This is a genomic window from Labrenzia sp. VG12, from assembly GCF_002237595.1.
GTDB lineage: Bacteria > Pseudomonadota > Alphaproteobacteria > Rhizobiales > Stappiaceae > Roseibium.
The window spans coordinates 4,247,760-4,274,068 of the sequence record NZ_CP022529.1; the positions used below are offsets into that span (position 1 = coordinate 4,247,760).

Below are 26,309 nucleotides of genomic sequence, written 5' to 3' on the forward strand. Positions count from 1 at the left end.
GGGACTAGCCGAATGACCGACTTCACATTGGAGCAACTCGACGCCATTGTGACCGCGCGCGCAACGAGCGACGATGAAAAGTCCTATACGCGCAAGCTGGTGAACAAGGGCGTTGCCAAATGCGCCCAGAAGCTGGGGGAAGAAGCGGTCGAGGCGGCCATTGCCGCCGTTCAAGAGGATCGGGAAGAGTTGACGGCCGAGGCCGCCGATGTGCTTTATCATTTGTTGGTGGTTCTGAACGTATCAAATGTTCCGCTGCAGGATGTTATGAAGGAACTCGGTCGCCGCACGGGACAGACCGGACTGGAAGAAAAGGCGTCCCGGCCGCAAGACTGAGAAGCGTTCCGCTGAACGGGGACTGCGCGAGTGATGGATCAGAAAGTCGCAACCGCCCTGGACATGGATCTGTCCCCCTACCAGGTGTTCACAGAGCGCCAGTGGTCCCGGTTGCGTGCCGATACGCCCATGACGCTGGACGCCCATGAAGTGGCGCAGCTTCAGGGTCTGAATGCCCCGGTGTCGATGGAGCAGGTCGAGACCATCTACCTGCCCCTTTCCCGCCTTCTGGCCTTTTATGCCGAGGCCACGATCAGCATCTACCAGGCCACCCAGAACTTTCTCGGCACGAGAGACAACAAGACCCCCTTCATCATCGGTGTTGCGGGCTCTGTCTCCGTTGGCAAGTCCACCACGTCGCGTGTGCTGCGCGAACTCCTGGCCCGCTGGCCGGCCAGCCCCAAGGTGGACCTGATCACCACGGACGGCTTTCTTTATCCGAATGCGGTGCTGGAAGCCGAAGGCCTGATGTCCAAGAAGGGCTTTCCGGAAAGCTTCGACCGGCCGCGTCTCCTGAAGTTCCTGTCAGACATCAAGGCCGGCAAGCGTTTCGTTCGGGCGCCGGTCTATTCGCACTTCTATTACGATGTCATGCCGGGGCATACGGTCACCGTCGACCGGCCGGATATCCTGATCGTCGAAGGCCTCAACGTGCTGCAGACGCGGGAATTGCCGAAAGACGGCCTGGCCGTCCCGTTCGTGTCGGATTTCTTCGATTTCTCGGTCTATATGGACGCGGATGAGGATCTCTTGCGCAAGTGGTATGTCGACCGCTTCATGCGCCTGCGCGAGACCGCCTTCCGCGATCCCGGCTCCTATTTTCACAAGTATTCCCGTATCACGGATGAGGAAGCCGTCGAAACCTCGACGCGTATCTGGAACGAGATCAACCTCGTCAACCTGCGGGAGAATATCCTGCCGACCCGCCCACGCGCGGATCTGATCCTCTCCAAGAACGCCAGCCACCGCATCTCCAAGGTCGCCCTGCGCAAGATCTGACCGCGAAGCCGTCCCTGGTCTGATGTCGTGCCTTTTGCAGGCACCTCAGACGGTTCAACCAAAAAAGCTTCATCCTTCGAGACGGGCCCGTTGGCCCTCCTCAGGATGAAGCGGAATGTATGGCAGGCACCTTTGGCGGCGCCTGCCGGCAGTTTTTGGATCAGGCCACCGAGCGCTTGCGCACTTCCTGCAGGAAGGTGCCGACCTGGTCGCGCAGCATGCCTGCGTTTTCCTTCAGCTGCTGGGCCGAACTGTCGACCTTTTCCGCCGTATCGCGGGTGTTTTCGGCTGCCGAGGCAACGGTCTCGATGTTGGTCGTGACTTCCACCGTGCTGCGCGAGGCTTCGGTCGCGTTGCTGGCGATTTCCTGTGTGGCCACGCCCTGTTCCTCGACGGAAGAGGCAATGGAAGAGGCGATCTCGTTCATGTTGTTGATGATCTCGGTCACCGACGAAATCGCGCTTGCGGCGTGACCGGTTTCTTCCTGGATCGCGGTGATCTGGCTGGAAATCTCCTCGGTTGCCTTGGACGTCTGGTTGGCCAGTTCCTTCACTTCTGCAGCAACAACCGCAAACCCCTTGCCGGCTTCCCCGGCGCGGGCCGCCTCGATGGTGGCATTGAGTGCCAGGAGGTTGGTCTGTTCGGCAATCGCCTGGATGAGCGTCACGACCTCACCAATGCGGCTGGCGCTTTCCGACAGGCCATGCATGCGCTGGTTGGTCGACTGGGCCTCGTTGGCGGCACGCGATGCAATCTCGCTGGAAGACTGCACCTGGCGACGGATTTCATTGACGGAGGCGGACAGCTCTTCGGCTGCGGCCGCCACCGTTTCCACATTGTGGGCGGCTTGCGATGAGGCGTTGGACACCAGTCCGCTTTGCTCGGTGGTCTGGGCGGCAACGCCGGTCATGTCGGCAGAGGCTGCCTGCAGGTTCTGAACGGAGCTGTCGATGATGTTGAGCATCTCCATGATCTGCTGGTCGAAATCGCCACTGAGCTGCTGGATCTCGGCGCCCTTGCGGGCCGTGTCTTCCTGGGCCGCATTCTGCTGGTCTTCCAGGGACCGGCGTTCGCGCTCATTGCGCACGAAGATTTCCATGGCAGAGGCCATCTGGCCGATTTCATCGCCGCGGTCAGCGCCTTCTATGGCGATATCGGTGTTGCCGTCGGCGAGCGTGTTCATGTTGTTGGTCAGGGCGCGCAGCGGGCCAACCGTGTTGCGGACCGCCACAATCGCGATCGCGATGGCAATCAGGGCCCCGATGGCGGCAAGCGCCAGAATGGTCGTCGCAGCGCTCCAGTAGGCGGCATCCATGTCGTCCACATAGACGCCGGTGCCGATCATCCAGTTCCATGGCTTGTAGGCGGCGCCCCAGCCATACTTCGCAATAGCGACCTCGCTGTTGGCACGCGGCCAGTAGTACAGCAGCGACCCACCACCGGCATTCGCCTTCTTGATCAGTTCCTTGATGATGGGGACGCCTGTCTTGTCCTTGAAGTCCATCATGTTGGTGCCGATAAGCGTAGTCTTCGGATGCATCAGGTTGGTGCCGTCAACATTGTAGACGAAGAGGTAGTTGTCGCCTTCGAAACGTACGGCACCAATGGCTGTTTTCGCTGCTTCCTGAGCCTCTTCACGGCTCATCGTGCCGTTTTTTTCAAGGGCGTGGTAATGGGCGGCAATCGCGACCGCGCCATTCGACATGTCTTCGATCTTGGCCATGCGCTCGGCGAACATGGCGCTGTAAAGGCTGTTCAGGCTGACGACGCAGATGGCAGCGGTGAAGACGAGAATGGTTGCGATCGGAAGACTGATCTTCCAGGTAATGGGCCAACGTGCGAACGACATGGTCTTGCAATTCCTCTTGGGTAGTGTCCGTCGAGGATCGCGTGAAATTATTGACCAATTGCTTAAGCTTGAGCCAATTTGAGTAAAATTGGATCGATCACTGAATCAGTTGGACAGAATGACGCAGAAGAGCGCAACTTTAGCGTGCTTTACTTGAATAATTCAGCTTTAAATCGTTAGCGTCTGGCGCAAAATACATCTCTTAGGCCCGGTCGTGACCAGGTCGCGTTCTGAAGCTGACCCTTAAGCACATGACCTTGTGATTCGAAATAGAACGTGTTCGCGCCGCCCTGCCGCTGCAGGGTGACGGCGCCATATCCCATTTCAGCGACCGTGGCACTCGACATGTCCGGCGTGAACACCACGTTCAGGTCGATCCCGGCGGTGCACAGATAATCCGCGACATTGGCCCTGGCCGTCTGTTGTGGCTGGAAGACCGGTTGGTTGTTGCCTTCGATCGATCCCGGCGGAAGTGGACCGGCCGGAAAGCCGTTGCCGGGTTGTCCGTCGAAGCCGCCATTCGGATTGCCCCAGGTGTCGCCGGCGCCGAAGCCGTTGTTGCCGGGCGCGTTGAAACTGGGCGGGCCCTGGATCACGACCTCGCGGTAAGGCGTGCGCGTGACATAGATCCCGCGGCACTCGCCGCCCGAACCACGTACCGTCCAGGCATGCGAGACATAGGTCTGCTGCTCCAGGATCTGCCCCGGCTCAAGCCGGGCATAGGGCCGTTCACCGCCGCGATAATCGACCCAGTGAACTTCGATCGGCTGCTGGCTGGCATTGCGGAAGACAATCTGGCCGGGCCGGACAGCCTCCTGGGAGCGCACACGGCCCAATTCGGAACAGGAAAGGTCGGAACTCGGCTCCTCGGCATTGGCGCCGAAGGCGTCGTCAGAGACAATCTGCTGCGGCAGGGAACAGGTTGCCACAAACAGCCGCACCGGATTGGCGCTGCCCTTCAGCGAGACGCTGTGAGCGGGCAGGCCTTCCACGGCGATGGACAGTTCGGACTGACGGATCATTGCCTCCCAGAGCGGGTCGGTCATCTCGATATTGACTTCCGGCAGCGAGACGCCGGCTTCATTGGCGCTTGAGGACCCGAAGGCGTTGTACGTCGCGTTGAAGTCGCCCGCCGTGATGCGCACCGCCTGCGGCATGCCTTCCAGAAGGCCCTGGGGTGCTTGCTGGAACGTGATTTTTGCAAAGCCGGACTGGGTGCTGCAGTCTGCCCGGAAGTCCCGGTCGTCTGTCTGTGGCACCGCGTGCTGCAGCATGGAGGGGGAACCTGGTTGCGAACCGGGTTCGGCCAGCCACTGGCGTGCTTCGTTGGCGGTCACCAGCACGGGCTGGCTGTTGGCCGGGCCGTTGATGGTATCCCGGACGGTGGTTTCAAAATCGGTGTTGGGGAGCGAGGCCGTCGAGGTTCCGTCCTGTCCAGTCGAGATCGGCGTGTTGACCTGCTCGAGTGGCTTGAGCACACCACCGTCCTCCGGCGGCTTGATCTCGGTAATCGAAGAGTTTTCACCCTGTCCCTGGGGCGGCAAGACCGTGGCCTGCGGGCGCTCGCTGGTGGGCTGGCTCACAGGACCGGCGATGGTGCCGCTGTCGGTTCCGACCACGCGGGCAACCGCACCGGGCTTGCCGTCGCTCGAAACGTCGACGACGAGCGTATTGCCGGAGCAGATATTGGCGTCCCTGTGCAGGACACGGCTGTTTTCCAGCGTCACTTCCAGTTTGACGTCACAGCCCGGGCGCGATGCGCCGCTGCCCTGGGTGTCGATGACAACGCCTCTGTCGTCGCGGCTGATGATCGGACGGTATTTCTTGTCGACGGTGATCGAGCGAATGCCCGGTTCCGGCGGTTCCACGTTGATCCTGAGGGTTTCCGGCGCGGTCTGGGCAAATGCGGCTGGGCCGGTGGCAATCAGCGTGGCGCTTGCGGCAGCCAGCAATCCGGCCTTCAGCCGGGGCAAGACAAATGTTCGGGCAGCAGCAAGCCGCATAAGCGATCTCCGTGGGAGCGCGGGTTTAGGCCGTGAAGACAAATGCACCAGAATGGTCGTGCATTTGTCTTCACAGCCTGTGAACGAATGGCAATACTTAGGCAAAGTGGCGGCGAAAGGGCAAGCCTGCAATGAATGCAAAGCGTCTGTTCAGCGCGGCGCCCGCTTGGCCAGGATCCGTTGCAGGGTCCGCCGGTGCATGTTGAGACGCCGCGCTGTTTCCGAAACATTCCGGTCGCAGAGCTCGTAGACCCTCTGGATATGTTCCCAGCGCACCCGGTCGGCAGACATCGGGTTTTCGGGCGGCTCCGCCTTGTCTTCGGGTTTGCGCGCCAAGGCCGCAACGATGTCATCCGGATCTGCCGGTTTGGCCAGGTAGTCGATGGCGCCCAGTTTCACCGCGGTGACGGCCGTTGCGATGTTTCCGTAGCCGGTCAGGACAATCGCCCTGGCATCCGGACGCTTTTGCCGGATCTGTTCGATCACGTCGAGACCGTTGCCGTCTTCCAGACGCATGTCGACAATGGCAAAGGCGGGCGCATTATGGGCAATCTTTGCGGCAGCGTCCTGAACACCATCAGCGGTGTCGGTCGCAAAACCGCGCTTTTCCATTGCGCGTGCCAGACGTTGCTGGAACGGTTTGTCGTCGTCGACGATCAGGAGGCTCATGTCCTCCGCTTGGCTCAGTGTGTGTGTCTGGTCCGTCATGTGATCTTACCGTTTTTATCTTTACGTCTCGACTTGCGTATCGGATGAGGCGTTGGCCGGCATGTGACTAATTTGTGTCTTGTTGCCGTTATGGGCCGAAAACATCGTTTCGTCCACTCCGCTTGCCTGTTCGAAAACCTGGCGCGGCCAGCTGACGCGGATATGCGCCCCGGTGTGGGGCGGGGCAAGATTTTCCAGCGCCAGTTTGGCGCCGGTACGCTCCAAAAGGGTCTTGGCGATGAAAATTCCGAGGCCGAGCCCGCCACCGGTGTCCAGTAGCGACGACTTGCCGCCGCGAACGGATACGTAGGGATCACCGATCCTGCCGAGGATATCGACGGAAAAGCCCGGCCCGTCATCCTTGATTGAAATGGCCAGGGCTGAAGTGTCCCAGGTGGCTGTGACATCCACGCGTGACTTGGCAAAGTCGACGGCATTTTCCACCAGGTTGCCCAATCCGTACCGGATGGCGGCATTGCGGGTTCCGACCGGTTCGGGTCCGGTTCCGGTCCAGTCGGAGTGAATGGCAACGCCGGTGCCGCGATGCGGGTCGATGACGTCTTCAAGCAGTTGAGAGACGGGCATGCGCTGATAGGTGCGGTCAGCTTCGCTGGACAGGCTGGTCAGTTGCCGCAGGATCCCGCGGCAGCGCTCGGCCTGCGAATGGATCAGCGCCAGGTCCTCGGCGCGGTGGTCGCCGTCTTCGAATTCGTCGGCCAGTTCCTTGGCGGCGAGATAGATCGTCGCAAGGGGTGTGCCAAGCTCGTGCGCTGCCGCGGTTGCCAGGCCATCCAGGGCATTCAGGTGCTGTTCGCGCGCCAGCACCAGTTCGGTGGCGGCGAGTGCATCGGCCAACTGGCGGGCTTCTTCCGCAACCCGAAAGGCATAGATTGCCATGAAGCCGAGCGTGGAGACGAGCGCGATCCAGATGCCGGCCGAATAGACGACGGGTAACGAGAACTCGTCACCGACGGGCCAGGGCAAGGGCATGTGAACGACCGCCAGAACGCTGGCGCAGACGGTTGCCAGAATGCCGAGAATGACGGTGTAGCGCGCCGACAGGCCGGCAGCGGAAACCATGACCGGGGCCATCAGCAGGAAGGCAAACGGGTTGCCGAGGCCGCCGGTCAGGTAGAGCAGTCCGCTCATTTGCAGGATGTCATAGGCCAGTTGAAACGTTGCCGCCCGCTCGGACAGGCGCATGGCCGAAGGCCAGCGGATCTTCAGGAAGATGTTCAGCCAGGCGGAAAGCGCAACCATGGCAAAGGCCGGCCCGGCGGGCATCGGATATCCAAGGCCGACATAGACCACAAGGAGGGCCGCCGACTGGCCGCCGACCGCCAGCCAGCGCAGTCTCACAAGCGTGTCGAGCTTCAAGCGTCTGTGTGGCAGCGTGATATTTGACGTGGGTTGGTCGGGCATGGGGCCTTGCGCGCGGAAGTAAACCTTTTCCCTTTTGAAGCGGAATCCGGGTTCTGGCAAGGCGTGGCCCTTGTATCCAATGGTTCTAGATGGTAGCCACCCGCTAAACGGTTGTCCGGATCACGCGGGCCGGCGGCCAACCGGAGGGATATTTCGCCCCTGTTTCAGATCAGCACCGCGAAACGGAATTGAGACGATGACCGACACCAATGACGGCGGCGCAGCGCCGCAGGCAGAAGGCGCCGCAGCGCCGGGCATGCACATCCTCGGCCAGTACATCAAGGATCTGTCCTTCGAAAACCCGAACGCACCGCGTTCGCTGACCCAGGGCGAGCAGCCCAAGCTCGACATCAACGTGAATGTCGGCGCCCAGCAGATGGGTGACGATCAGTTCGAAGTGATCCTGACGCTGAATGCCAAGGCAGAACGCCCGGACATGGTGATGTTCAACGTGGAGCTGGTCTATGCAGGCCTCTTCAAGATCACCGGCGTGCCGAAAGAGCACATGCACCCGTTCGTCATGATCGAGTGCCCGCGCATGATCTTCCCGTATGCCCGCAACATCCTGTCCGAAGCGACCCGCAACGGTGGCTTCCCGCCGCTGATGCTTGATCCGATCGACTTTGCCCAGCTGTACCGCCAGAACATGGCTCAGCAGGCTGCCGCCCAGCAGGAAGGTGGCGAGCAGAAGCCGAACTGAGGTTTCTGACGTTTCCGACGTTTTTCAAACCCGCGCGGCATCGGCCTGCGCGGGTTTTTCAGTCTCTGGCCTCAAACGCATTCACGATCCGCTCCGGCAGCGCCCAGGGGCGGATGACAATGATGTCAAATCTCAGCGTGTAGAACCCGGCCCTGGCGTGCTGGGAGACAAAGATCTTCGCGGCCCTTGTAATCCGTCTCTGACTGGCGGGCGTGACGGCTTCGAGCGCCGCCTGTCTGGTTCGGCGCGCCTTCACCTCGACAAACGCAACGGTCTTCCGCCGCTTTGCAATCAGGTCGATCTCTCCGGCCCTGGTCTTGTAGCGATGCTTCAGGATGCGCCAGCCGGTCAGGCGCAGATACCAGGCGGCAAGGTTCTCCGCCGACAGGCCGAGCGCGTGGGCACGCCGGCGTTTTTCCGTGTCGCCATGACCGGCTTGCCGGGCCATCAGCTGCCATCCGTTTTCAGTTCAAGGGCACGCTTGTAGACTTCGCTGCGGTCGAGACCCGTAGCCTTGGCAACCTTCTTGGCAGCCGCGCTGACCGGCATGTCCCCAAGCGCTGCCTGCAGCAGGCTGTCGAGATCGTCCGAGGAGGCTTCCTGCCTGTCTTCCGGCGGACCGATCAGGATGACGATTTCGCCCTTGACCTGTGCGCCATCAAAACGGGTGGCGAGCTCGGCAAGGCTGCCGCGCTCGAAGGTCTCGAACCGTTTGGTGAGCTCGCGCGCGACCACACCTTCGCGGTCCGCACCAAGCACGTCTGACATCAGCTGCAAAGTCGCACCGGTTCGGTGCGGGGACTCAAAGAAGACCAGCGTGGCCGGGGTTTTGGCCAGTTCTTCAAGTCGCCGGGTCTTCGGCCCGCCTTTCTGCGGCAGAAATCCGGCGAACAGCACCGTGTCGCTGGGCAGGCCTGAGGCAACCAGGCCGGCAAGCGGCGCAGACGCCCCGGGGATCGGAACCACCTGATACCCTTCGGCGAGCACGTCGCGGACAAGCCGGTAACCCGGGTCGGACACAAGCGGGGTCCCGGCATCCGACACCAGCGCCACGGCCTCGCCGGCGGCAAGCGTTTCCAGGATCTTCGGTCGCTGCTTGTCGGCATTGTGTTCGTGGTAGGCCATCAGCGGTGTCTTCAGGGAAAAGCGCTGCGTGAGCGTTGCCGTCACGCGTGTATCCTCGCAGGCAATGACACCTGCCGCGGCCAGGGTCTCGAGTGCCCTGACGGTGATGTCACCAAGATTGCCGATGGGCGTTGAAACAATGTAGAGCGCCGGCTCAAGTCGCGGCGCGGAAAAGGCGTGTTCGCCAAGGCTGAAACGGTTTCGGGCCTCCGAAGCGGCAATATCGGTGCTCATAGGGCCTCCAGTTGTACCCCCGGGTGGACCAGTGGAGCCTTCTTGCAGGGGTGTCTTGTCCCTTGCGCTACAAGCCCGGGACAACCGATGCAAGGCAAATCCACTATTGATCCGGGCGATATGCCGTTGAAAGGCCTCTAAAACTGGACAGGACCATGGTGAATACGTAAGTCTTTTCCAATGGGTGGATCGTAAGAAATGGCAAGCGGAATGCAGGGCGACGGGCATAATCAGCGCAGACGCGTTTTCTTGAGAACGGCACTGGCCGGCGCCAGTACCATGCTGCTTGGCGGCTGCCTCGGCTCCAGCCTCGGTTCGCTTCCGGGCGATCAGGTGCAGCCAAGTGCACAGCCTCAGGTGACGGGTGAAGTCATTGGCACAGGCGGTGTGCGCGTCGGGCTTCTCTTGCCGCTCGCAAGCGCCGGAGGCAATGCCTCCATTGGCACGGTGTTCAAGAACGCGGCGGCCCTTGCCCTCCAGAATTTCCCGAATGCCGGCTTGCAGCTTCTGGTGAAGGACACCGGCGGGACGGCGGAGGGTGGCCGGGCGGCGGCCCAGGCCGCCATTTCGGAGGGCGCCGAGCTGATCCTGGGCCCGGTGTTTTCACCAGCCGTGGCCGGTGCCGCCCAGGCAGCGCGGGCGACCGGTGTGCCGGTGATTGCCTTCTCCACGGACACGGCTGTTGCCAGCCGCAATGTTTATCTGTTGAGTTTCCTGCCCGAAACCGACACCAAGCGCATCATCGGCTATGCGGCCAGCCAGCAGAAACGGTCCTACGCCGCGCTCATTCCGGAAGGCTCCTATGGGGCCGTCGTGGAAGCCGCGTTCCGGCAGGAAGTCGGACGAACGGCCGGGCGCATCGCCACCATCCAGCGCTACAAGCTGAACGGGTCAGACACGTCGGATCTCGTGGCCAAGGCGTCTGCGCTGAAATCGGTGATGACCAGCATCGATTCCCTGTTTGTGCCCGCCGGCAGCGGTGTGCCATCCGTTGTGGTCCAGACCCTTGTCGGCCAGGGAGCCAATCTCGGCACGGTCAAACTGCTTGGCTCTGGCCAGTGGGACACACCCCAGATCAAGAACAACCCGGCGCTCGCCGGTGCCTGGTTCGCCGGACCGGAGGACAAGGGCTTCCTGGCGTTTGCGCAGCGGTATCAGAGCACCTATGGCGCAGCGCCGCCGCGCAATGCCAGCCTGGTTTATGACGGGGTCACCTTGGCCGCGGGCCTGATCCGCTCGGCCGGCCAGCAACGGTTCGAGCAACGTATCCTGACCAACCGGGACGGATTTATCGGCATTGACGGCCTGTTCCGGTTCAAGCCAAACGGTCTGAATGAACGCGGCCTCGCCGTTTATCAGGTGACCGGCAAGGGAGCCCAGGTCATTTCGCCCGCCCCGAGAGATTTCAGAACCGGGTTCTGACGGACCATCCACCGCGACCATCGGGAGTAACGAGTAGATGCTGAGCGGCAAAGAGATCGTTCTGATCATCAGTGGCGGCATCGCTGCCTACAAGTCCCTCGATCTGATCCGCCGGCTGAAGGAGCGCGGGGCTCGGGTGATCCCGGTGATGACCCGGGGCGCGCAGGAATTCATCACGCCGCTCTCTGTCGGGGCGCTTTCCGCCGAGAAAGTGTTCACCAACCTGTTCGACCGGGAGGCCGAGCACGATGTCGGCCATATCCGGCTGGCCCGCGACCATGACCTGATCCTGATTGCGCCAGCGACTGCCGATCTTATGGCCAGGATGGCCCACGGTATTGCCGATGACCTGGCGACCGCCGTGCTGCTGGCGACCGACAAACCGGTGCTGCTGGCACCTGCGATGAACCCCAAAATGTGGCAGAACCCGGCGACCCAGCGCAACCTGGCCACGCTGACGGAGCGTGGTATGGCCATTTGTGGTCCGGCGCGCGGGGAAATGGCGGAAAAGGGTGAAGCAGGTATCGGCCGCATGAGCGAGCCGCTGGAGATCGTCGCCGCGGCCGAAGCCACGCTGCGGGAGCATGCGATGGCTGACGGGGCGTTGCCTTTGGCAGGACGGCACGTGCTGATCACCTCCGGCCCGACGCACGAGCCGATCGATCCGGTGCGCTACATCGCCAACCGGTCCTCCGGCAAACAGGGGCACGCGCTGGCCAGAGCCGCCTTTGAGGCCGGCGCGCGTGTCACCCTTGTCTCAGGTCCGGTGACACTGGCCGATCCCGCCAATATCAATGTCGTCCACGTGGAGTCGGCATCAGCGATGCTGGCGGCTGTCGAAAGCAACCTGCCGGCGGATATCGCGATCATGGCAGCAGCCGTGGCCGACTGGCGTGTTGCCAGCGAGGGCTCGGAAAAGATCAAGAAGGACGGCAGCGGCAAGCCGCCTGCCCTGGACCTGACCGAAAACCCGGACATTCTGGCGACCATCGGCCATCACGACAGTCTCAGGCCAAAGCTGCTGATCGGCTTTGCCGCGGAGACCCAGAACCTGATCGACAATGCCCGCGGCAAGCTGGAACGCAAGAAAGCCGACTGGATCGTCGCCAATGACGTCAGTCCGGAAACCGGCATCATGGGAGGAGACGCCAATACCATCCGCCTCGTCAGCCGAAGCGGTGTGGAGGACTGGCCCGAGCTGGACAAGGTCGAGGTGGCCCGCCGGATCATTGCGCGCGCGGCAGAAGAACTGGCCGCCAGATAAAGCCTTTCGGTCAGGCGGCGAAACGGAAATAGCTCATGCTGATCGAGCCGTATTCGTAGCTGCGATGGAGCAATTGAGCCCTTGCATCCGGACCACCTGCGCCAAACGCGAAGAAGAGCGGCAGCAGGTGTTCATCTGTCGGGTGACTTCTGCGGAAGGACGGTGCACGTTCCAGATCGTCGAAATAGCCGATTGATCCGGATTGCAGGCCGTCATCCAGCCAACGGTCGAAATCGGCCGCCCAGTCGGGGGGCTGCGATCCTTGAGGCCCGAATTCCCGCAAGTTGTGGGTTGTGCTTCCGGAACCGGCCAGAAGAACGCCCTTGTCCTTGAGCGGTGACAGGGCCTTGCCGAGCGCATGGACCGAGGATGGGGTGCTGTCATGGGGCAAGGACAGGGCGACCACGGGTATGCTGGCGGTCGGATAGGCCAGCGACAATGGCACCCAGGCGCCGTGATCGAGCCCCCAGTCGCTGTCCAGTTCCAGGTCGTGACCGGCGGCCTCCAGAAGGCGCGCGGCCTCGTCGACATGAGCTTCGTCGGCAACGGCCGGGTAGGTGATGTCGAAGAGGGGGGCCGGAAATCCGCGGAAATCGTGATAGGTGCGCAAGGGACCGGGCGCGGACATCTTCAGTCCCTCCGTTTCCCAATGTGCAGACAGGATGACAATTGCCCTTGGTGTCGGCTGAGAGGCGGCAAAGCCTTTCAGAAACCGGCTCGCGGCAGTGTCTTCAAGGGCGAGCGTCGGCGCGCCATGGGCGAAGAAAACGGGCGATATTGATTGCTGCGTCGAACCCACCGGTCAACTCCATCACTTTTTCAGTCTGTGCTGGAGAATAGGTCCTTGGGTGCGTTTCCTTTAGACCAGAAATTGCGAAATCGCTGTTCAGGATTGATGAACAATTAAGAGTATTAAAAGGTATTGTAAAAAGAACCGCCCGCCAGATTCTGGCGGACGGTTGGTTTTTGCTCGTCCTTCAGATCAACGATATCCGACGTTGATCAGCTGGACGCGACGGTTGACAGCGGCGTCCGGGTTGGCCGGATCGCGCAGCTGTTCTTCGCCCATGCCGACCGCAAACAGGTACTTGCCGGGCACCTGGAAGGTTGTGACCAGGGCTTCGCGAATGGCCTTGGCGCGCCGGATGGACAGTTCCAGATTGTATTCGCGCGCGCCTTTGGCATCGGTGTGACCGACGATGTAGAAAGTCTGGCCTTGCAGATAGGGCGTGTGCAGGGCGTCCGCGATCAGGCCGACGGCCTCGTAAGACGACGGTTTGATACGTGCGCTGTCGAAGTCGAAGGTGATTTCGATGTTGAACTGGCGCAGGGAGGCAAGCTTGTCCCAAAGCGGCAGGTTGCCGGGTGAGTTGGCGCCCGGATATTTCTGGATATTCTCAAAGGCTGCTTTTTGCAGATCGTCCGCGCTGACATCCACTTTCTGTTGTGCGCCCTGAAGCGAATTGATGATCTGGTTGCGGCTGAGCTCGGTCTGTGCCGAACCGGCAACGGTGGAGACGGCAAGAATGGCGGCCGAAAAACCGGCCAGAAGGATCTTTTTCATAGGAAGCTCCCGAGTCCGGAATTAGCGATAACCAGCCAGGTCGATGGCGGTGTTGCATTTGGCGCTGACGGTGCGCTGGGCTTTCAGCAGGCAGCGCAGAACATGGCCGGCGCCCGGCTTGACACCCTGGCAGCGCTGGGCGGCATCGCGCGCGCAGATTTTCGGCGCGGCCGCCTGGGCCGCGAGGCGTTCTTCGATCAGGGACCGCACAACGACACGATCGGCGTTGCATTTCTGGGAAACCTTGGCCTGGTTCTTGTCCAGGCACTGGCCGATGCCGTTATTGGCAAGGGTTGCGGACTTGCAGAATTTTTCAATGTCACTGCCGCAGCTGGCCGCCAGGATCTTGATGGCTTCGGCAAATCCGACGGTCTGCGCAAGGGCTGCGGGGGTGCTTGCCAGCATAAGGCTGGCGGTCAATGCGAAAATCATACGTCTCATGTTGCAAATCTCCCAAACACGGCAACATTACGATGGGTGAGAGTGTTTCAGGACTGTGTAACGACCGCAAGTAGTTGTCTGATTTTAATGCGGAATAATCTGATCCCCCTGCCAAACTTGACAGGGCCTCGCGAATGTCGTCACTCGCCTTGAAACCGCACAGCTGGAAATCCGATGACCGTTACCCTGGAATTGAAACGTCTCGAGCATGGACGAGACCTGCCTCTGCCCGCCTATCAGTCGGACCTTGCCGCCGGGCTGGACCTTTATGCCGCCGTTGACGCGCCCATGCAGCTCGCTCCTGGCGCGCGTGCCCTGGTCCCGACGGGCCTGGCCATGGCCCTGCCCGCCGGGTTCGAAGCGCAGGTTCGGCCCCGGTCCGGACTTGCCGCCAAACACGGGGTCACGGTCCTGAACACGCCCGGCACGATCGATGCCGACTATCGCGGCGAGGTGAAGGTGATCCTGATCAATCTCGGTGATGCCGCGTTTGAGATCACCCGCGGCGAGCGCATTGCCCAGATGGTGATTGCGCCCTGCCTGCAGGCCTCCATTCGCGAGGTTGACAGTCTGTCCGAAACGGAACGCGGCACCGGCGGTTTCGGCTCGACCGGCCGCAGCTGATCGTGATCGGGGATACCATGCCAATGCCTCCAAGCCTTGTGATCTTCGACTGCGACGGCGTCCTCGTTGATACCGAACGCATGGCCAATCAGAACCTCGCCGAAATGGTCACCGAACTGGGTCATCCGATGACCGGACCGGATTGTCAGAAGCTGTTCATGGGCCGGACACTGGAAGACGTGCAACGGAAGATCGAAGAGCTGACTGGAAAAACCCTGCCGGCCGATTGGCCCGAAGAGGTCCGCCAGCGGGATCTGGAACGCTTCAAGGCAGGTGTGCCGGCCATCAGAGGGATCGTCGAGGTTCTGGACAGGCTTGACGCGGCGGGTATTCCCTATTGTGTCGGGTCGTCGGGCAAGTACCGGAAAATGAGAACCACCCTTGGCAGCTCCGGTCTGTTGCCGCGGCTGGAAGGACGGCTCTATTCCGCAGAAGACTGCGCGCGCGGCAAGCCGGCGCCGGATGTCTTTCTGCTCGCGGCGCAAAAGATGGGCCACGCGCCGGAGACCTGTGTGGTGGTGGAGGACAGTGTCCCCGGGGTCAGAGCCGCAACAGCGGCCGGCATGCGGGTTTTTGCCTTTGTCGAGGATCCGGCCTGTGACCGGGAGGCGATGACGGAAGCCGGGGGAATTCTGTTCGAGAACATGTCGGACCTGCCCGGCCTGTTGCTTTCCACGCCTTGAAGGATTTCTGGAAAAAGGTTTTACGGGACCGCCTGCAAAGGCATTTTGCGCCTCTTAAATCTTGCCGGGCCCCGTATTATCTTACCGTTTCAAGTGAATAAGGATGCCGGCGGATCCCTCCCCGGCCGATCAGGGAGACCCGTCATGACCATGAAGACCAGCGGCCGCGGCAAGATCTATGGCTCGATCACCGAGACCATTGGCGACACGCCGATCGTTCGCCTGGACCGCCTTGCCAAGGCCCACGGCGTGAAAGCCAATCTTCTGGCCAAGTTGGAATTCTTCAACCCGATTTCCAGCGTGAAGGACCGTATCGGTGTCGCGATGATCGAGGCGATGGAAGCGGACGGCAAGATCGAACCGGGCAAGACCACACTCGTGGAACCGACATCCGGCAACACCGGCATCGCGCTTGCTTTTGTTGCTGCCGCCAAGGGCTACCGGCTGATCCTGGTGATGCCCGAAACCATGTCGGTCGAACGCCGCAAGATGTTCAAGATCCTGGGCGCGGAACTGGAGCTGACCGAAGGCCCGAAAGGCATGAAGGGCGCGATCGCCCGCGCCGAGGAACTGATCGCCGATATCGATGGCGCGATCATGCCGCAGCAGTTCGAAAACCCGGCCAACCCGGAGATCCACCGCAACACCACGGCGGAGGAAATCTGGAACGACACGGACGGCAAGGTCGACGTGTTTGTCTCCGGCATCGGCACCGGTGGCACCATCACCGGCGTTTCCCAGGTACTGAAATCGCGCAAGCCGGGTCTCCACGTTGTTGCGGTGGAGCCGGCCGACAGTCCGATCCTGTCCGGCGGCGAACCGGGTCCGCACAAGATCCAGGGCATTGGCGCCGGGTTCGTGCCAGCCATTCTCGACACGAGCGTATTCGACGAAGTCCAGACCGTTGCCAATGAGGACGCCTTCGCCATGGCGCGCGAAGTCGCCAGGACCGAGGGCCTGCCGGTCGGCATTTCCTCGGGCGCTGCACTGACGGCAGCCATCCGGGTCGGTCAGCGGGAGGAGATGGCAGGCAAGAACATCGTCATCATCATCCCGTCCTTCGCCGAGCGGTATCTGTCGACGGCGCTGTTCGAAGGTCTTTAAGGCCTATGCCAATTGCAATCGACGGCCACAGAAAAACTTTCTCGTACACCTGCACGTGTTGCGGCATAGTGCAGGAAGGTGGACCGTCGTTTGCACCTCAGGAGCCACCACATATCGCGGGGTTGCCCAAAGAAGAACGCGCAAAGCGTGTGAAAATTGACAGCGATCTTTGCGTTGTGGATGGCGAAACCTATTTTATTCGCGCAACACTTGAAATTCCGATCAGGGACTGTGCGGACGGTTTTCTCTGGGGTGTTTGGGTGTCCCAGAGCAAGGCAAATTTCTTTCGCTATGTCGAAACCTTCGCGCAGGATCAGACAGGTGACGGATCTTTTGGCTGGCTGTTGGTCGCACTGCCCGGCTATCACAAGCGCGGTGAAACGATGGTCAACCTGCCTGTGGACGTCTTCTGGGGGACGCAACGGCCACAGATAAGAATTCATGACGACCAGATCCATCCATTGGCCGTAGATCAGAGAGATGGCATTTCCTGGGACCGTGCGACGGAAATTGCACTTCAGATTGGGTGTTAAGAGTTCCGCTGAAGCACGAAAGACCAGGCCTACCGGTGATGCAGCACCCGGCCGATCGTGTTCATCAGGATCTGCGCGGCCAGAATGCTGGTGGTGCCGGTCGGATCATAGTCCGGCGCCACTTCCACCAGGTCGATGCCGACAATGTCACCGCGTCTTGCCAGGCCGTCGATCAGTTCCAGCACCTCGTAATAGAGAAAGCCGCCATGGCTGGGCGTGCCCGTGCCCGGTGCGATCGACGGATCGAACGCGTCGATGTCGATGGTCAGATAATAGCGTTTTCCTTCCGGAATGCGCGCCAGCATGCCCTCGGTGCCGAGCTTGCGCACGTGGCGGACTGACTGGATGTCCGAGCCCATGCGGCGGGCATCCTCATAGCCGTCCCGCGCGGTTGAGGAAACGTTGCGGATGCCGATCTGGGTCAGGCCGGTCACATAGGGCTTTTCGGCGGCCCGCCGCATCGGATTGCCGTGGCCATAGCGCACCCCGTGCCGCTCGTCGACAAAGTCGAGATGGGCATCGATCTGCACCACGTGGATGGGATCTTCGCCGTCAAAAGCGTTGATACAGGGAATGTTGATCGAATGGTCGCCGCCCAGCACCACGGGCAGGGCACCGGCAGCGAGGATCTTGCGCACACCGAACTCGATCCGCTTGTGGCTTTCCATCGTGTCGGTGTGGACAATGTCCGCGTCGCCCAGATCGACGATCCGGGTCGTTTCCGGGGTCAGATAGGTGATGTCGTCCTCAAAGTCATAGGCGCCGGCATGACCGAAGGAAAACAGGGTCGAGGCCTCACGGATCGCCCGCGGCCCCATGCGCGCACCGGAGCGCCACTGGGTGCCAAAATCAAACGGGGCACCCAGAACGGCAACATCCGCGTCGATATTGTCCCAGTCCGGCTGGTGGGGATACTTGCCGAAGGTGCAGATGCCGACAAAGGGCAGATTGAGCCGCCCGCCTTCATAGCCGTGTGAGGACATTCCTGAAGCTCCTGGTCCGGTGTTTTCGGCACTAGAGCATCAATCGGAAAAACGGGAAAGACCGGAAAAATCATTGGGCCGGAATGCGTTGCGCCTTCTCGGAGACACAAGATGCTGGAATCCGGTGACAGGCTTCAAACCGCCCGTTCCATCCGTGTCGACGACGCAAAGCCGAACAGGAATTCAAAAATCTCCGTTTTCTCCTCGCTGATCGCGGCAAAGCCTGCCCGTTCATAGAGCGCCCTTGCCCTGGGGTTGCTGTCGATCACATCGAGGCGCACGCGGGAAAGACCACGTTGACGGGCCTCGTTGCAGATGGCCTCAAGCAAGGCGCTGCCGACACCCTGGCCGCGTGCCTGCTTGGCCACGAAGATGCCGTCCATCAGCAGGCAGTCCGGCTCCGTCTCCCGTTCCAGAACGTCAAGCAGCAATCCGCGCCAGGTTCCTCCGATCAGGCCGTAGACCGAAGTCATGTCTTTCAGACCACCCCCGACCAGCGCCCCTTCCGCTGTCTTGAAACCGGCCAGACCGATCAGTTGACCCTCCCGGTTGAGGGCGCCAAGCGCAAAGCCGGGATCCATCACGCGTTCCAGGAACTCAAGAGCCTTTGCTTCCGGCGCCATGACGGTGCCCAGCTTTCCCGAAAAAGCCTGCCAGAACAGCCGAACGGCAGTGAGCCGTTCGGTTTCAGGAAACCCTGGTGCGATACGAATGGAAGGGGCCACGCTTGGACTTAGCGGACAATCACGGCGGTTCCGGTGGCGCTGACCATCAGCATGGAGCCGTTCTGGCCAACGGTTTCATAGTCGAGATCGACGCCGATCACCGCATTGGCACCCATGGCCTGGGCCTGCTGGCACATTTCATTGACGGCAATCTCGCGTGCCTTGGCGAGTTCTTCCTCATAGGCACCGGAGCGGCCGCCGACAATGTCGCGAATACCGGCAAAAAGGTCCTTGAAGAGATTTGCCCCGAGGATCGCCTCACCGGTCACCAGGCCCTTGTAGTCCAGATCCCGGCCCTGGATGGTGTTTGTGGTGGTGACCAGCATATGGCGTCTCCTTGTATGCGTTGGGGGTGATAACCTGCGAAATCACATGGTGAGCGGCGGTTGCCATTGCAAGGAAGCTGAGGTGGCACAAGGGTTTGACCGGCTGCTGCGGTCTCATGCAGGAGATCAGGTCAGGTGAGCCACAATGGCTGCCAGCGTCACAAGGGTGGCGGTGGCAACGGCCAGGGAATAGAGGGTCCATTCGGTTTGGCTGACCGATGATTTTTTCGGCTTCACTCCGTCCGCCATCGCTTTTTCCGGTTCGGGCTGGTCTTCAGTCTGAGAGGGCATACTGGCAGCCAGATCCTAACAAGTCGCTTAAGAAGCACACGGATCAGCCCGCCTGTCAGCGGAAGACAGCCTCCGGAATGGGAAGCCTGTTGGACGATTTCAGTTCCCTCAGGGAGAGATTGGAGCGGATACTGGTCACGCCCGGCAGCCTGCGGATGACCTGTTCGACAAAACGGCTGTAATCGTCGAGGTCGCTGGCCACGACCTGCAGCAGAAAATCGGCGTCCCCCGTTGTGTTGTGGCAGGACAGGACCTGTGGGCTGGCCTCGATGGCGTTCTGGAATTCCGCGGTTGTCTCCTCGTCATGTTCGGAGCAGGTCAGCTGCACAAAGGCCATCACGCCAAGTCCGAGCGCACGCCGGTTGACGACCGCCTGATAGCCCTCGATCACCCCGGTTTTCTCAAGACGTTTCAAGCGCCGCCAGCAAGGTGTTTCACTCAAGGAAACCTGTTCGGCAAGTCTGGCATTGGACAGTCTGCCGTCGCTTTGCAGACGGGACAGGATGTCGGCGTCAATTCGGTCTATCTTCGACATGGAGAAGCATCTGCTACAAATTGTTTTGATTTTGGCAGATTAGCCTCAAAAACTTCGAAATTGAAGTGAATTCGGCAAAGCTCTTTCAGCCGGATCAGCTAGGATACTGATCGTTCATTCCGCTCATCAGCCAAGAGAAACCGCCCATGAAAGCCGTGCTTTATGAAACCTTCGCGCAGGCCCCGACCGTGGCCACAGTGCCCGATCCGGTGCCCGAACCGCATGGTGTGGTGCTGAAGGTTGAAGCCACCGGCGTCTGTCGCAGCGACTGGCACGGCTGGATGGGCCACGATCCGGATATCACGCTGCCGCATGTGCCCGGCCACGAACTCGCCGGCACCGTTCAGGCCATTGGCAAGGATGTCAAGAACTGGAAGGTTGGCGACCGTGTCACGGTGCCGTTCGTCGGCGGCTGCGGTTCCTGTCCGGAATGTCACGCCGGCCATCAACAGGTCTGCGAGAGCCAGTTCCAGCCCGGCTTCACCCATTGGGGCTCCTTCGCCGAATATGTCGGCATACATCACGCGGACCTCAATCTGGTCGCGCTGCCAGACAGCATTGCATTTGCAACGGCCGCCAGCCTCGGTTGCCGTTTTGCGACATCCTTCCGGGCAGTTGTCGACCAGGGGAAGACGTCCGCCGGACAGTGGGTTGCGGTGCATGGATGTGGCGGCGTCGGACTGTCGGCGATCATGATCGCCAATGCGGTCGGCGCCAATGTGATTGCGGTGGACATTGCTGACGACAAACTGGCGCTTGCGGCTGATTTCGGAGCCGTCAAAACGATAAACGCCGCGAAATCCGACCGGATCGCCGAGGAAGTGATCGAGGCGACAAGAGGTGGCGTCCATGTGTCGCTGGATGCACTTGGCCATCCGACAACCTGCTTCAATTCCGTCAGCAACCTGCGCAAGCGCGGCAAGCATGTTCAGGTTGGCCTGATGCTCGCCGACCATGCACAGCCGCAGATACCCATGGCCAAAGTGATTGCCGACGAACTGGAAATCCTTGGCAGTCACGGCATGCAGGCGCACCGGTACGGGGCGATGCTGGACATGGTTCTTTCTGGCAAACTGGCGCCGGATCAGTTGGTTGGCGAGCAGATCAGCCTGGAAGCCTCTGTGCAGGTCCTGATGGATATGGACAAGTTCCAGTCCGTCGGGGCGACAGTTGTGACACGGTTCTGAGACCGATCATGAGCCAGCAAATCACTTTCATTGGCGGCGGTAACATGGCGTCAGCCATGGTCGCGGGCTTGCTGGAGGCAGGCACATCGCCCTCCGATCTTCGGATCGTCGAACCAGGCAAGGCCCGACGTCTGGAGTTGCAGGAACGCTTCGAGGTCGGCACAACGGTAGATCTTGTTGAAGCCTGCCGCCGGGCGAGCATCATTGTGCTTGCAGTCAAACCTGACGTAGTCCCGGTGGTTGCGAAACAGATTGCTGATGCGATTGTCCTGGAGGGCAAGTTGGTCATCAGCATTGCCGCGGGTACAACGACAGCTGTGCTGGAGGAAATTCTCGGTGAGCTTGTCGCAATTCTGCGGGCGATGCCGAATTCTCCCGCGACGTTCGGGCTTGGTGCGACGGGCTTCTATGCGAACCGGCATGTGTCGGCTGCGCATCTCGACCAGGCAATGGACATCTTGTCCTCCATAGGCTTGAGCCTCCGGTTCCCGACAGAAACTCAGCTCGATGCAGTGACTGCCGTCGCGGGCAGCGGGCCAGCCTATTTCTTCCTGTTGATGGAGGAAATGGTCCGCGCAGGGCAAAACCTTGGTCTTGCGGCCGAGGATGCGCGCCGCCTGACGTTGCAGACGGCGCTCGGCGCAGCCCGAATGGCGGCGGACACGGAGTTGACCTTCTGCGAACTGAGACAGCGTGTCACCTCACCTGGTGGCACAACACACGCGGCAGTCTCGTGTCTGCAGCAGGCCGGATTTGGTCAAATCATCAATGAGGCAATGACCAGGGCGCGCGACCGCGCTATTGAGATGGGCAGAACCCTGGCGTGAAGCTGTGCGCTTCAGGTGCAGGTCAAGCACGGGGGAAGGCAGGCATGTTTGGAGGCGTTGGCGACTATCCTGTCGACCCGATCATGATCGGGGCAGATCTCTTTGCACAGGATCCTCGTACCGACAAACTGAACCTCACAGTAGGGGTCTATGAAAATGAACAGGGTCAGACCCCGATCCTGACTTCCGTGAAGCGCGCCGAAAGGGACCTGATCGACTGGCAGGAAACCAAGGCCTACACCGCCCTGACGGGCGATCCGGTCTATTGCAGCCTTCTCGGAAAGGAGCTGTGCGGAAACAGTGCCTACTCCGACTATCAGTTCGTCAGCGCGCAAACGGCCGGTGGCGCCGTTGCCCTGAGGGTCGTTGCGGATCTTGCCGCGCAGTTGCCCGCCAGCCCGACAATCTGGTTGCAGACCCCGACATACGGCAATTACGTGCCAATCCTGACAGCGGCCGGCGCGCAGTGGCGTTCGGTTCCCTACTACGACAAGTCGCGTGTCCAAATGCGGTTTGAAGAGATGCTGTCGGGACTTGAAGCAGCCAGACCCGGCGATCTCTTCCTGTTTCAGGGTGCTTGCCACAATCCAACCGGCGTTGACATGACAGACGAGCAGTTTGGCCGGCTTCTGGACCATCTCGAGCGGCTCGGGGTGGTTCCCTGGATCGATCTAGCCTATCTCGGCTTCGGCAAGGGCTTTGAAGCCGATTGCGAGCCGCTCAGGAAGATTGTCGCGCGTTTCGAGGAATGCATTGTCTGCGTGACGCTATCGAAATCCTTTGGCATCTACCGGGATCGTGCCGGTGCGCTTTTCCTGAAGAGCAGGCCGGAAACCAGAGCCCGCCTTCAGCGCGCGGTTTCCGCCATCATTCGTTCCGGCAGTTCACATGCACCGGACCATGGCCCCGCAGTGGTACGGCGCATATTGCAGGATCCCGATCTCAAGGCGCTCTGGTTGTGGGAGCTTGACGAGATGCGCCTGCGTGTAGCCGGTATTCGGCAGCAAATAGTCCTGCTGGAGCAGGAACGGTACCAGCGGGACACGCTGGCGTTTCTGGGCGGACAATCCGGTATGTTTTCCCTTTTGCCGCTGGACAGCGATCAGGAGCGCGCCCTGACCCGAGATCATGGCATCCACGTGGTCAAGGGCGGTCGGGTCAATGTCGCACGGCTCAACGGTGCCACCATCCCGAAACTGATCGAGGCGTTTCACCAGGTGGTTCAGGATAGATCGGCTTGACCACTCTCGTGACGCTCGGCCGAAGCAGCCCGAGCGCGCACCAGTCTGTCGGCAAGATCAAGTGCATCAACAGGCCAGTATTCCTCCGGTCGGGGATGTGCGGTGGCGCTGTTTTGATCGGGCCGGCACGACAGGACAGCCTCGCGCCATTGCGCCGGAATGCTGCCCTCACCTTGCAACGATCCCAGCAAGGCGCCCGCAATTGCCGCATTTGTGTCGGTATCGCCACCGCTGCCAACGGTCCAGACAACCGCGTCCTCCAGCGCACCACCTGAAAACAGATGGAAGAAGGCGTTCTGAAAGGCGGTCAGCACCCAGCCCATCTGATCTTGAAAGTCCTCTCTTGAAAGTCCTCGGGCGGGCCGCGACGAGCCGCTTCCAGGCGATCCCGAACCGGAGCTGCGCCCGATCGGTATTTTGAACCTGACGCCGCATGCTCATGGGCGGCCTGCCACATATCCGCACAGTCACCACCTGCAATGCCGACCGCAATCGCGGCTGCGTAGGCCGCATTTGCAGACTGACAAACCGGATGAGGATGGGTCAGAAGAGCATCCTTCGCTGCGATCCTGGCGGCCAGTCCGGGATCAGCGTTTGCAAAGATGCCTGCCGGGCTGATGCGCATCAAGGCACCGTTGGCCTGGCTTCCCGAGGTTGCACGGCGCCCGGCCGAGATAGCCTCAAGGCCACTTGAGGTGGTGTAACCGATATCAAAGGGGTCTGACTGCAACCAGCGCACATAGGCGTCAGCGACAAGCCCGGCGTCAAACCTGCCGGCCACCACCAGACTGCGCGCCAGCGCGAGCGCCATCTCGCTGTCATCTGTTGGCTGTCCGGCAATCAGGTTCCAGGTCCCGCCATCCTTGAGTGTCCGCACACCATCCGGATAACGGTCAGCAATTTCGTAGGAATCCTTGAACTCCACAGCAGATCCGAGGGCATCACCGGTGAGTTGGCCAAGGAGACAGCCCCGGGCGCGTTCCTTGATTTGATCATTGACGCTCAAGTTGGACACTTTCTGAAAGTTCAATGCTAGAGGGGACTTCATACCGGCGATGACGGATCTCCTCCATCAAAAAGAATTTCTTATGCCGCGCGCCGGGTCATGTCCTGCCCTCGGTAGCTCATGGCCTCCGCCAGATGAATGCGCCCGACCTGCTCCAGTCCGTCGAGATCGGCAAGTGTGCGGGCCAGTTTCAGAACCCGGTGATAGCCGCGGGCGCTCAAGGCGAGGCGTTCGGCGATGTCGCGCAGAAACGCAAGACCCTTGTCGTCCGGCTGAGCCATGGTTTCGACAGCGGAAGCCGGTGCCTGGGCGTTGGTGCGGCAGGCAAGGCCCAGTTTGAAGAACCGGTCTTCCTGGATCTTGCGCGCGGCGGCGACACGCTTCGCGACATCGGCGGAACTTTCACTGGCCACCGGGCCGATCAGGTCCGCGGCGGTGACGGCCGGCACCTCGATCCGGACATCGATCCTGTCGAGCAGCGGGCCGGAGACACGGGCCTGATAATCGGTGACGCAGCGCTCACCGCGTCGGCACTGGTGGCCCGGGGTTCCCGCATGACCGCAGCGGCAGGGGTTCATGGCCGCAACCAGCTGGATCCGTGCCGGGTAGGTCACACGGTGATTGGCCCGGGCGATCACGGCTTCGCCGGATTCCAGTGGCTGGCGCAGACTGTCGAGCACCTGCGGATTGAACTCGGGCAATTCGTCGAGAAACAGCACGCCGTTATGGGCAAGGGAAACCTCGCCCGGGCGGGCCTTCAGACCGCCGCCCACAAGTGCGGCCATGGAGGCGGAGTGATGCGGCGCCCGGAACGGCCGCCTGTCGGTCAGTTTGCCTTCTGCAAGTTCTCCGGAGAGCGAAGCGATCATCGAGACTTCCAGAAGCTCGCGCGGGGTGAGAGGCGGCAGGATCGAGGGCAAGCGGCTCGCCAGCATGGACTTTCCGGAACCGGGCGGTCCGGTCATCAGGAGGTTGTGGCCACCTGCTGCCGCGATTTCCAGCGCGCGCCGGGCGGTCTCCTGGCCCTTGACCTCGGCGAGATCCGGCAAGGGACCAAGATCACCCTGCAGGCGCGCCACCGGGCGGGTGAGCACTTGCGTTCCCTTGAAATGGTTGGCGAGCTGGATCAGCGAGCGCGGCGCCAGAATGTCCATGTCCGCGTCGGCCCAGGCGGCTTCGCTGCCGCTGGCTTGCGGGCAGATCAGGCCCTTGCCGAGCGCCGTTGCCCCCATTGCGGCGGGAAGAACACCGGCGACCGGCGCCAGCGTACCGTCAAGGCCGAGTTCTCCCAGAACCGCGTATCCATCCAGGAATTCTGCCGGAATGGCGCCGATGGCAGCCATGATGCCGAGAGCGATCGGCAGGTCATAGTGGGAGCCTTCCTTGGGCAGGTCCGCAGGTGCCAGATTGACGGTGACCCGTTTGGCCGGCAGGGCCAGTCCGGAAGCAGACAGGGCCGCCCGCACCCGTTCCCGGCTTTCAGCGACCGCCTTGTCCGGCAGGCCGACCACATTGAAGGCGACGGCACCAGGGCCGACATGAACCTGAACATCCACGGGCACGGCTTCGATGCCCTGAAACGCGACCGTTGTGACCCGGCTGACCATGATTGCCCTCTACCAGAAGATGCAGGTCAGGCAAGCATATATTTCTGATGCGAGCAAGAACAAAGATGGAACGACATGGTTGTTGTTGCCGATATCAGGGGGTCGTCTGATTGCTCAACCCGGCACGAGGGTCAGGCACTTGCCCGTTGCCGTTGGCAGGTCCCGCCAGGTTCGAAAGCCCATGGCGGAATAATAGCCGCGACCAGAGAAATTGGATTTGCCGATGGTTGCGTCGATTTTGGTCAGGCCGGCCTGCCTTGCTGCATCGAGTGTCCGGGTAAACAGCAGCTTGCCGATGCCGGAGCGGCCCGAGCACAGCTTGACATAAGTCCCGATAACGCCCCACCCCGCCGGGACGTCGTAATCGTTTTCCGGCCTGGCGATTTTCAGGGACTGGAACCCTTTCAGATTGCCGTCAGCGGCGATCGCGACGGTGCAGGCGACCGAATCCGGGTGCTCGACGTAATGTGCCAGCACGTGACCTGGATCGCCTGGACGATCGCTCTGCCAGGATTGAAGAATTTCAGAGAGAACATGGCTCATGGCCACGGCGTCGGCAGACACAGCCGG

At 61.2% G+C, this 26,309-nt stretch carries 30 protein-coding genes; 12 read left to right on the forward strand and 18 right to left on the reverse strand.

What is annotated here, in order from left to right; all coding sequences use genetic code 11:
• The first annotated feature begins 12 nt into the window (after positions 1–12).
• Entirely contained in the window at positions 13–336 is a 324-nt protein-coding gene (locus CHH27_RS19770) for a phosphoribosyl-ATP diphosphatase (protein ID WP_094073115.1), read from the forward strand.
• A 33-nt stretch (positions 337–369) separates the two neighbouring features.
• Positions 370–1,335 carry a type I pantothenate kinase gene (coaA, locus tag CHH27_RS19775; protein WP_094073116.1) on the forward strand — a complete coding sequence of 322 codons (966 nt, stop codon included), beginning with the start codon at positions 370–372 and terminating at the stop codon, positions 1,333–1,335.
• A 160-nt stretch (positions 1,336–1,495) separates the two neighbouring features.
• On the opposite strand, the gene CHH27_RS19780 is transcribed toward coaA, so the two are convergent.
• From CHH27_RS19780 to CHH27_RS19795, 4 genes are all read right to left on the reverse strand, one after another.
• Entirely contained in the window at positions 1,496–3,184 is a 1,689-nt protein-coding gene (locus tag CHH27_RS19780) for a methyl-accepting chemotaxis protein (RefSeq protein ID WP_094073117.1), read from the reverse strand.
• 176 nt (positions 3,185–3,360) lie between these two features.
• Positions 3,361–5,187, reverse strand: coding sequence for a hypothetical protein (locus CHH27_RS19785; protein WP_094073118.1), 1,827 nt, complete (start codon positions 5,185–5,187; stop codon positions 3,361–3,363).
• A gap of 150 nt (positions 5,188–5,337) precedes the next feature.
• Positions 5,338–5,895 (reverse strand): ActR/PrrA/RegA family redox response regulator transcription factor, encoded by a 558-nt coding sequence (locus tag CHH27_RS19790; RefSeq protein ID WP_094073119.1) that lies wholly within the window; start codon positions 5,893–5,895, stop codon positions 5,338–5,340.
• A 21-nt stretch (positions 5,896–5,916) separates the two neighbouring features.
• The gene (locus CHH27_RS19795) at positions 5,917–7,317 is read right to left on the reverse strand and encodes an ActS/PrrB/RegB family redox-sensitive histidine kinase (protein WP_094073120.1); all 1,401 of its coding nucleotides are present in this window, start codon (positions 7,315–7,317) and stop codon (positions 5,917–5,919) included.
• Between the two features lie 196 nt (positions 7,318–7,513).
• On the opposite strand from CHH27_RS19795, the gene secB reads away from it, so the two are divergent.
• Positions 7,514–8,017: a protein-export chaperone SecB gene (gene secB / locus CHH27_RS19800; protein WP_094073121.1), complete on the forward strand. Its 504-nt coding sequence runs from the start codon at positions 7,514–7,516 to the stop codon at positions 8,015–8,017.
• A gap of 58 nt (positions 8,018–8,075) precedes the next feature.
• Here the strand turns inward: secB and CHH27_RS19805 are convergent, their stop codons facing one another.
• Positions 8,076–8,465 carry a YraN family protein gene (locus tag CHH27_RS19805; protein ID WP_094073122.1) on the reverse strand — a complete coding sequence of 130 codons (390 nt, stop codon included), beginning with the start codon at positions 8,463–8,465 and terminating at the stop codon, positions 8,076–8,078.
• Complete coding sequence (rsmI, locus tag CHH27_RS19810; RefSeq protein ID WP_094073123.1) at positions 8,465–9,376, reverse strand: 16S rRNA (cytidine(1402)-2'-O)-methyltransferase; 912 nt, start codon at positions 9,374–9,376, stop codon at positions 8,465–8,467. The genes CHH27_RS19805 and rsmI overlap by 1 nt, the downstream gene beginning before the upstream one ends.
• Before the next feature lie 198 nt (positions 9,377–9,574).
• Between rsmI and CHH27_RS19815 the strand changes: the two genes are divergently transcribed.
• Positions 9,575–10,798, forward strand: coding sequence for a penicillin-binding protein activator (locus CHH27_RS19815; protein WP_094073124.1), 1,224 nt, complete (start codon positions 9,575–9,577; stop codon positions 10,796–10,798).
• Between the two features lie 37 nt (positions 10,799–10,835).
• Positions 10,836–12,062, forward strand: a complete 1,227-nt coding sequence (gene coaBC, locus CHH27_RS19820; RefSeq protein WP_094073125.1) for a bifunctional phosphopantothenoylcysteine decarboxylase/phosphopantothenate--cysteine ligase CoaBC — start codon at positions 10,836–10,838, stop codon at positions 12,060–12,062.
• Positions 12,063–12,072: 10 nt separating this feature from the next.
• Here coaBC and CHH27_RS19825 read toward each other — a convergent pair whose 3' ends face one another.
• The 3 genes from CHH27_RS19825 to CHH27_RS19835 form a co-directional block, all read right to left on the reverse strand.
• On the reverse strand, positions 12,073–12,861 hold the full coding sequence (locus CHH27_RS19825) for a class III extradiol ring-cleavage dioxygenase (RefSeq protein WP_094073126.1): 789 nt from the start codon (positions 12,859–12,861) through the stop codon (positions 12,073–12,075).
• Between the two features lie 183 nt (positions 12,862–13,044).
• Entirely contained in the window at positions 13,045–13,626 is a 582-nt protein-coding gene (locus tag CHH27_RS19830) for an OmpA family protein (RefSeq protein WP_094073127.1), read from the reverse strand.
• A 21-nt stretch (positions 13,627–13,647) separates the two neighbouring features.
• Complete coding sequence (locus CHH27_RS19835) at positions 13,648–14,067, reverse strand: hypothetical protein (RefSeq protein ID WP_208988297.1); 420 nt, start codon at positions 14,065–14,067, stop codon at positions 13,648–13,650.
• Between the two features lie 174 nt (positions 14,068–14,241).
• Here CHH27_RS19835 and dut point away from each other — a divergent pair, with 174 nt between their 5' ends.
• From dut to CHH27_RS19855, 4 genes are all read left to right on the forward strand, one after another.
• A complete protein-coding gene (dut, locus tag CHH27_RS19840; protein ID WP_094073128.1) occupies positions 14,242–14,691 on the forward strand; it encodes a dUTP diphosphatase in 450 nt (149 codons plus the stop codon).
• A 23-nt stretch (positions 14,692–14,714) separates the two neighbouring features.
• Positions 14,715–15,374, forward strand: coding sequence for an HAD family phosphatase (locus CHH27_RS19845; RefSeq protein ID WP_094074884.1), 660 nt, complete (start codon positions 14,715–14,717; stop codon positions 15,372–15,374).
• 144 nt (positions 15,375–15,518) lie between these two features.
• Positions 15,519–16,478 (forward strand): cysteine synthase A, encoded by a 960-nt coding sequence (cysK, locus tag CHH27_RS19850; RefSeq protein ID WP_094073129.1) that lies wholly within the window; start codon positions 15,519–15,521, stop codon positions 16,476–16,478.
• A gap of 5 nt (positions 16,479–16,483) precedes the next feature.
• Positions 16,484–17,011, forward strand: coding sequence for a DUF2199 domain-containing protein (locus CHH27_RS19855; RefSeq protein WP_094073130.1), 528 nt, complete (start codon positions 16,484–16,486; stop codon positions 17,009–17,011).
• 29 nt (positions 17,012–17,040) lie between these two features.
• Here CHH27_RS19855 and speB read toward each other — a convergent pair whose 3' ends face one another.
• The 5 genes from speB to CHH27_RS19875 form a co-directional block, all read right to left on the reverse strand.
• A complete protein-coding gene (gene speB, locus CHH27_RS19860; protein WP_094073131.1) occupies positions 17,041–17,994 on the reverse strand; it encodes an agmatinase in 954 nt (317 codons plus the stop codon).
• A gap of 134 nt (positions 17,995–18,128) precedes the next feature.
• On the reverse strand, positions 18,129–18,719 hold the full coding sequence (locus CHH27_RS19865) for a GNAT family N-acetyltransferase (protein WP_208988298.1): 591 nt from the start codon (positions 18,717–18,719) through the stop codon (positions 18,129–18,131).
• An 8-nt stretch (positions 18,720–18,727) separates the two neighbouring features.
• Entirely contained in the window at positions 18,728–19,045 is a 318-nt protein-coding gene (locus CHH27_RS19870) for a heavy metal-binding domain-containing protein (RefSeq protein ID WP_094073132.1), read from the reverse strand.
• 126 nt (positions 19,046–19,171) lie between these two features.
• Positions 19,172–19,336, reverse strand: coding sequence for a hypothetical protein (locus CHH27_RS27745; protein ID WP_157739001.1), 165 nt, complete (start codon positions 19,334–19,336; stop codon positions 19,172–19,174).
• 55 nt (positions 19,337–19,391) lie between these two features.
• Positions 19,392–19,871, reverse strand: coding sequence for an Lrp/AsnC family transcriptional regulator (locus CHH27_RS19875; protein WP_094073133.1), 480 nt, complete (start codon positions 19,869–19,871; stop codon positions 19,392–19,394).
• A gap of 146 nt (positions 19,872–20,017) precedes the next feature.
• On the opposite strand from CHH27_RS19875, the gene CHH27_RS19880 reads away from it, so the two are divergent.
• Genes CHH27_RS19880 through CHH27_RS19890 form a run of 3 tightly spaced genes read left to right on the forward strand, consistent with a single transcriptional unit; the run spans position 20,018 to position 23,126 of the window.
• Complete coding sequence (locus CHH27_RS19880) at positions 20,018–21,058, forward strand: zinc-dependent alcohol dehydrogenase family protein (RefSeq protein WP_094073134.1); 1,041 nt, start codon at positions 20,018–20,020, stop codon at positions 21,056–21,058.
• A gap of 8 nt (positions 21,059–21,066) precedes the next feature.
• A complete protein-coding gene (proC, locus tag CHH27_RS19885; protein WP_094073135.1) occupies positions 21,067–21,885 on the forward strand; it encodes a pyrroline-5-carboxylate reductase in 819 nt (272 codons plus the stop codon).
• 44 nt (positions 21,886–21,929) lie between these two features.
• The gene (locus CHH27_RS19890) at positions 21,930–23,126 is read left to right on the forward strand and encodes an aromatic amino acid transaminase (protein ID WP_094073136.1); all 1,197 of its coding nucleotides are present in this window, start codon (positions 21,930–21,932) and stop codon (positions 23,124–23,126) included.
• Here CHH27_RS19890 and CHH27_RS28535 read toward each other — a convergent pair.
• The 4 genes from CHH27_RS28535 to CHH27_RS19905 form a co-directional block, all read right to left on the reverse strand.
• A complete protein-coding gene (locus CHH27_RS28535) occupies positions 23,108–23,449 on the reverse strand; it encodes an ADP-ribosylglycohydrolase family protein (protein ID WP_198338257.1) in 342 nt (113 codons plus the stop codon). The two genes, CHH27_RS19890 and CHH27_RS28535, sit on opposite strands and share 19 nt — an antisense overlap.
• Complete coding sequence (locus CHH27_RS28540; protein ID WP_198338258.1) at positions 23,434–24,132, reverse strand: ADP-ribosylglycohydrolase family protein; 699 nt, start codon at positions 24,130–24,132, stop codon at positions 23,434–23,436. Before CHH27_RS28540 ends, CHH27_RS28535 begins: the two co-directional genes overlap by 16 nt.
• Positions 24,133–24,212: 80 nt before the next feature.
• On the reverse strand, positions 24,213–25,739 hold the full coding sequence (locus CHH27_RS19900) for a YifB family Mg chelatase-like AAA ATPase (protein ID WP_094073137.1): 1,527 nt from the start codon (positions 25,737–25,739) through the stop codon (positions 24,213–24,215).
• Between the two features lie 114 nt (positions 25,740–25,853).
• Entirely contained in the window at positions 25,854–26,282 is a 429-nt protein-coding gene (locus CHH27_RS19905) for a GNAT family N-acetyltransferase (RefSeq protein WP_247646135.1), read from the reverse strand.
• Positions 26,283–26,309 lie beyond the last annotated feature (27 nt).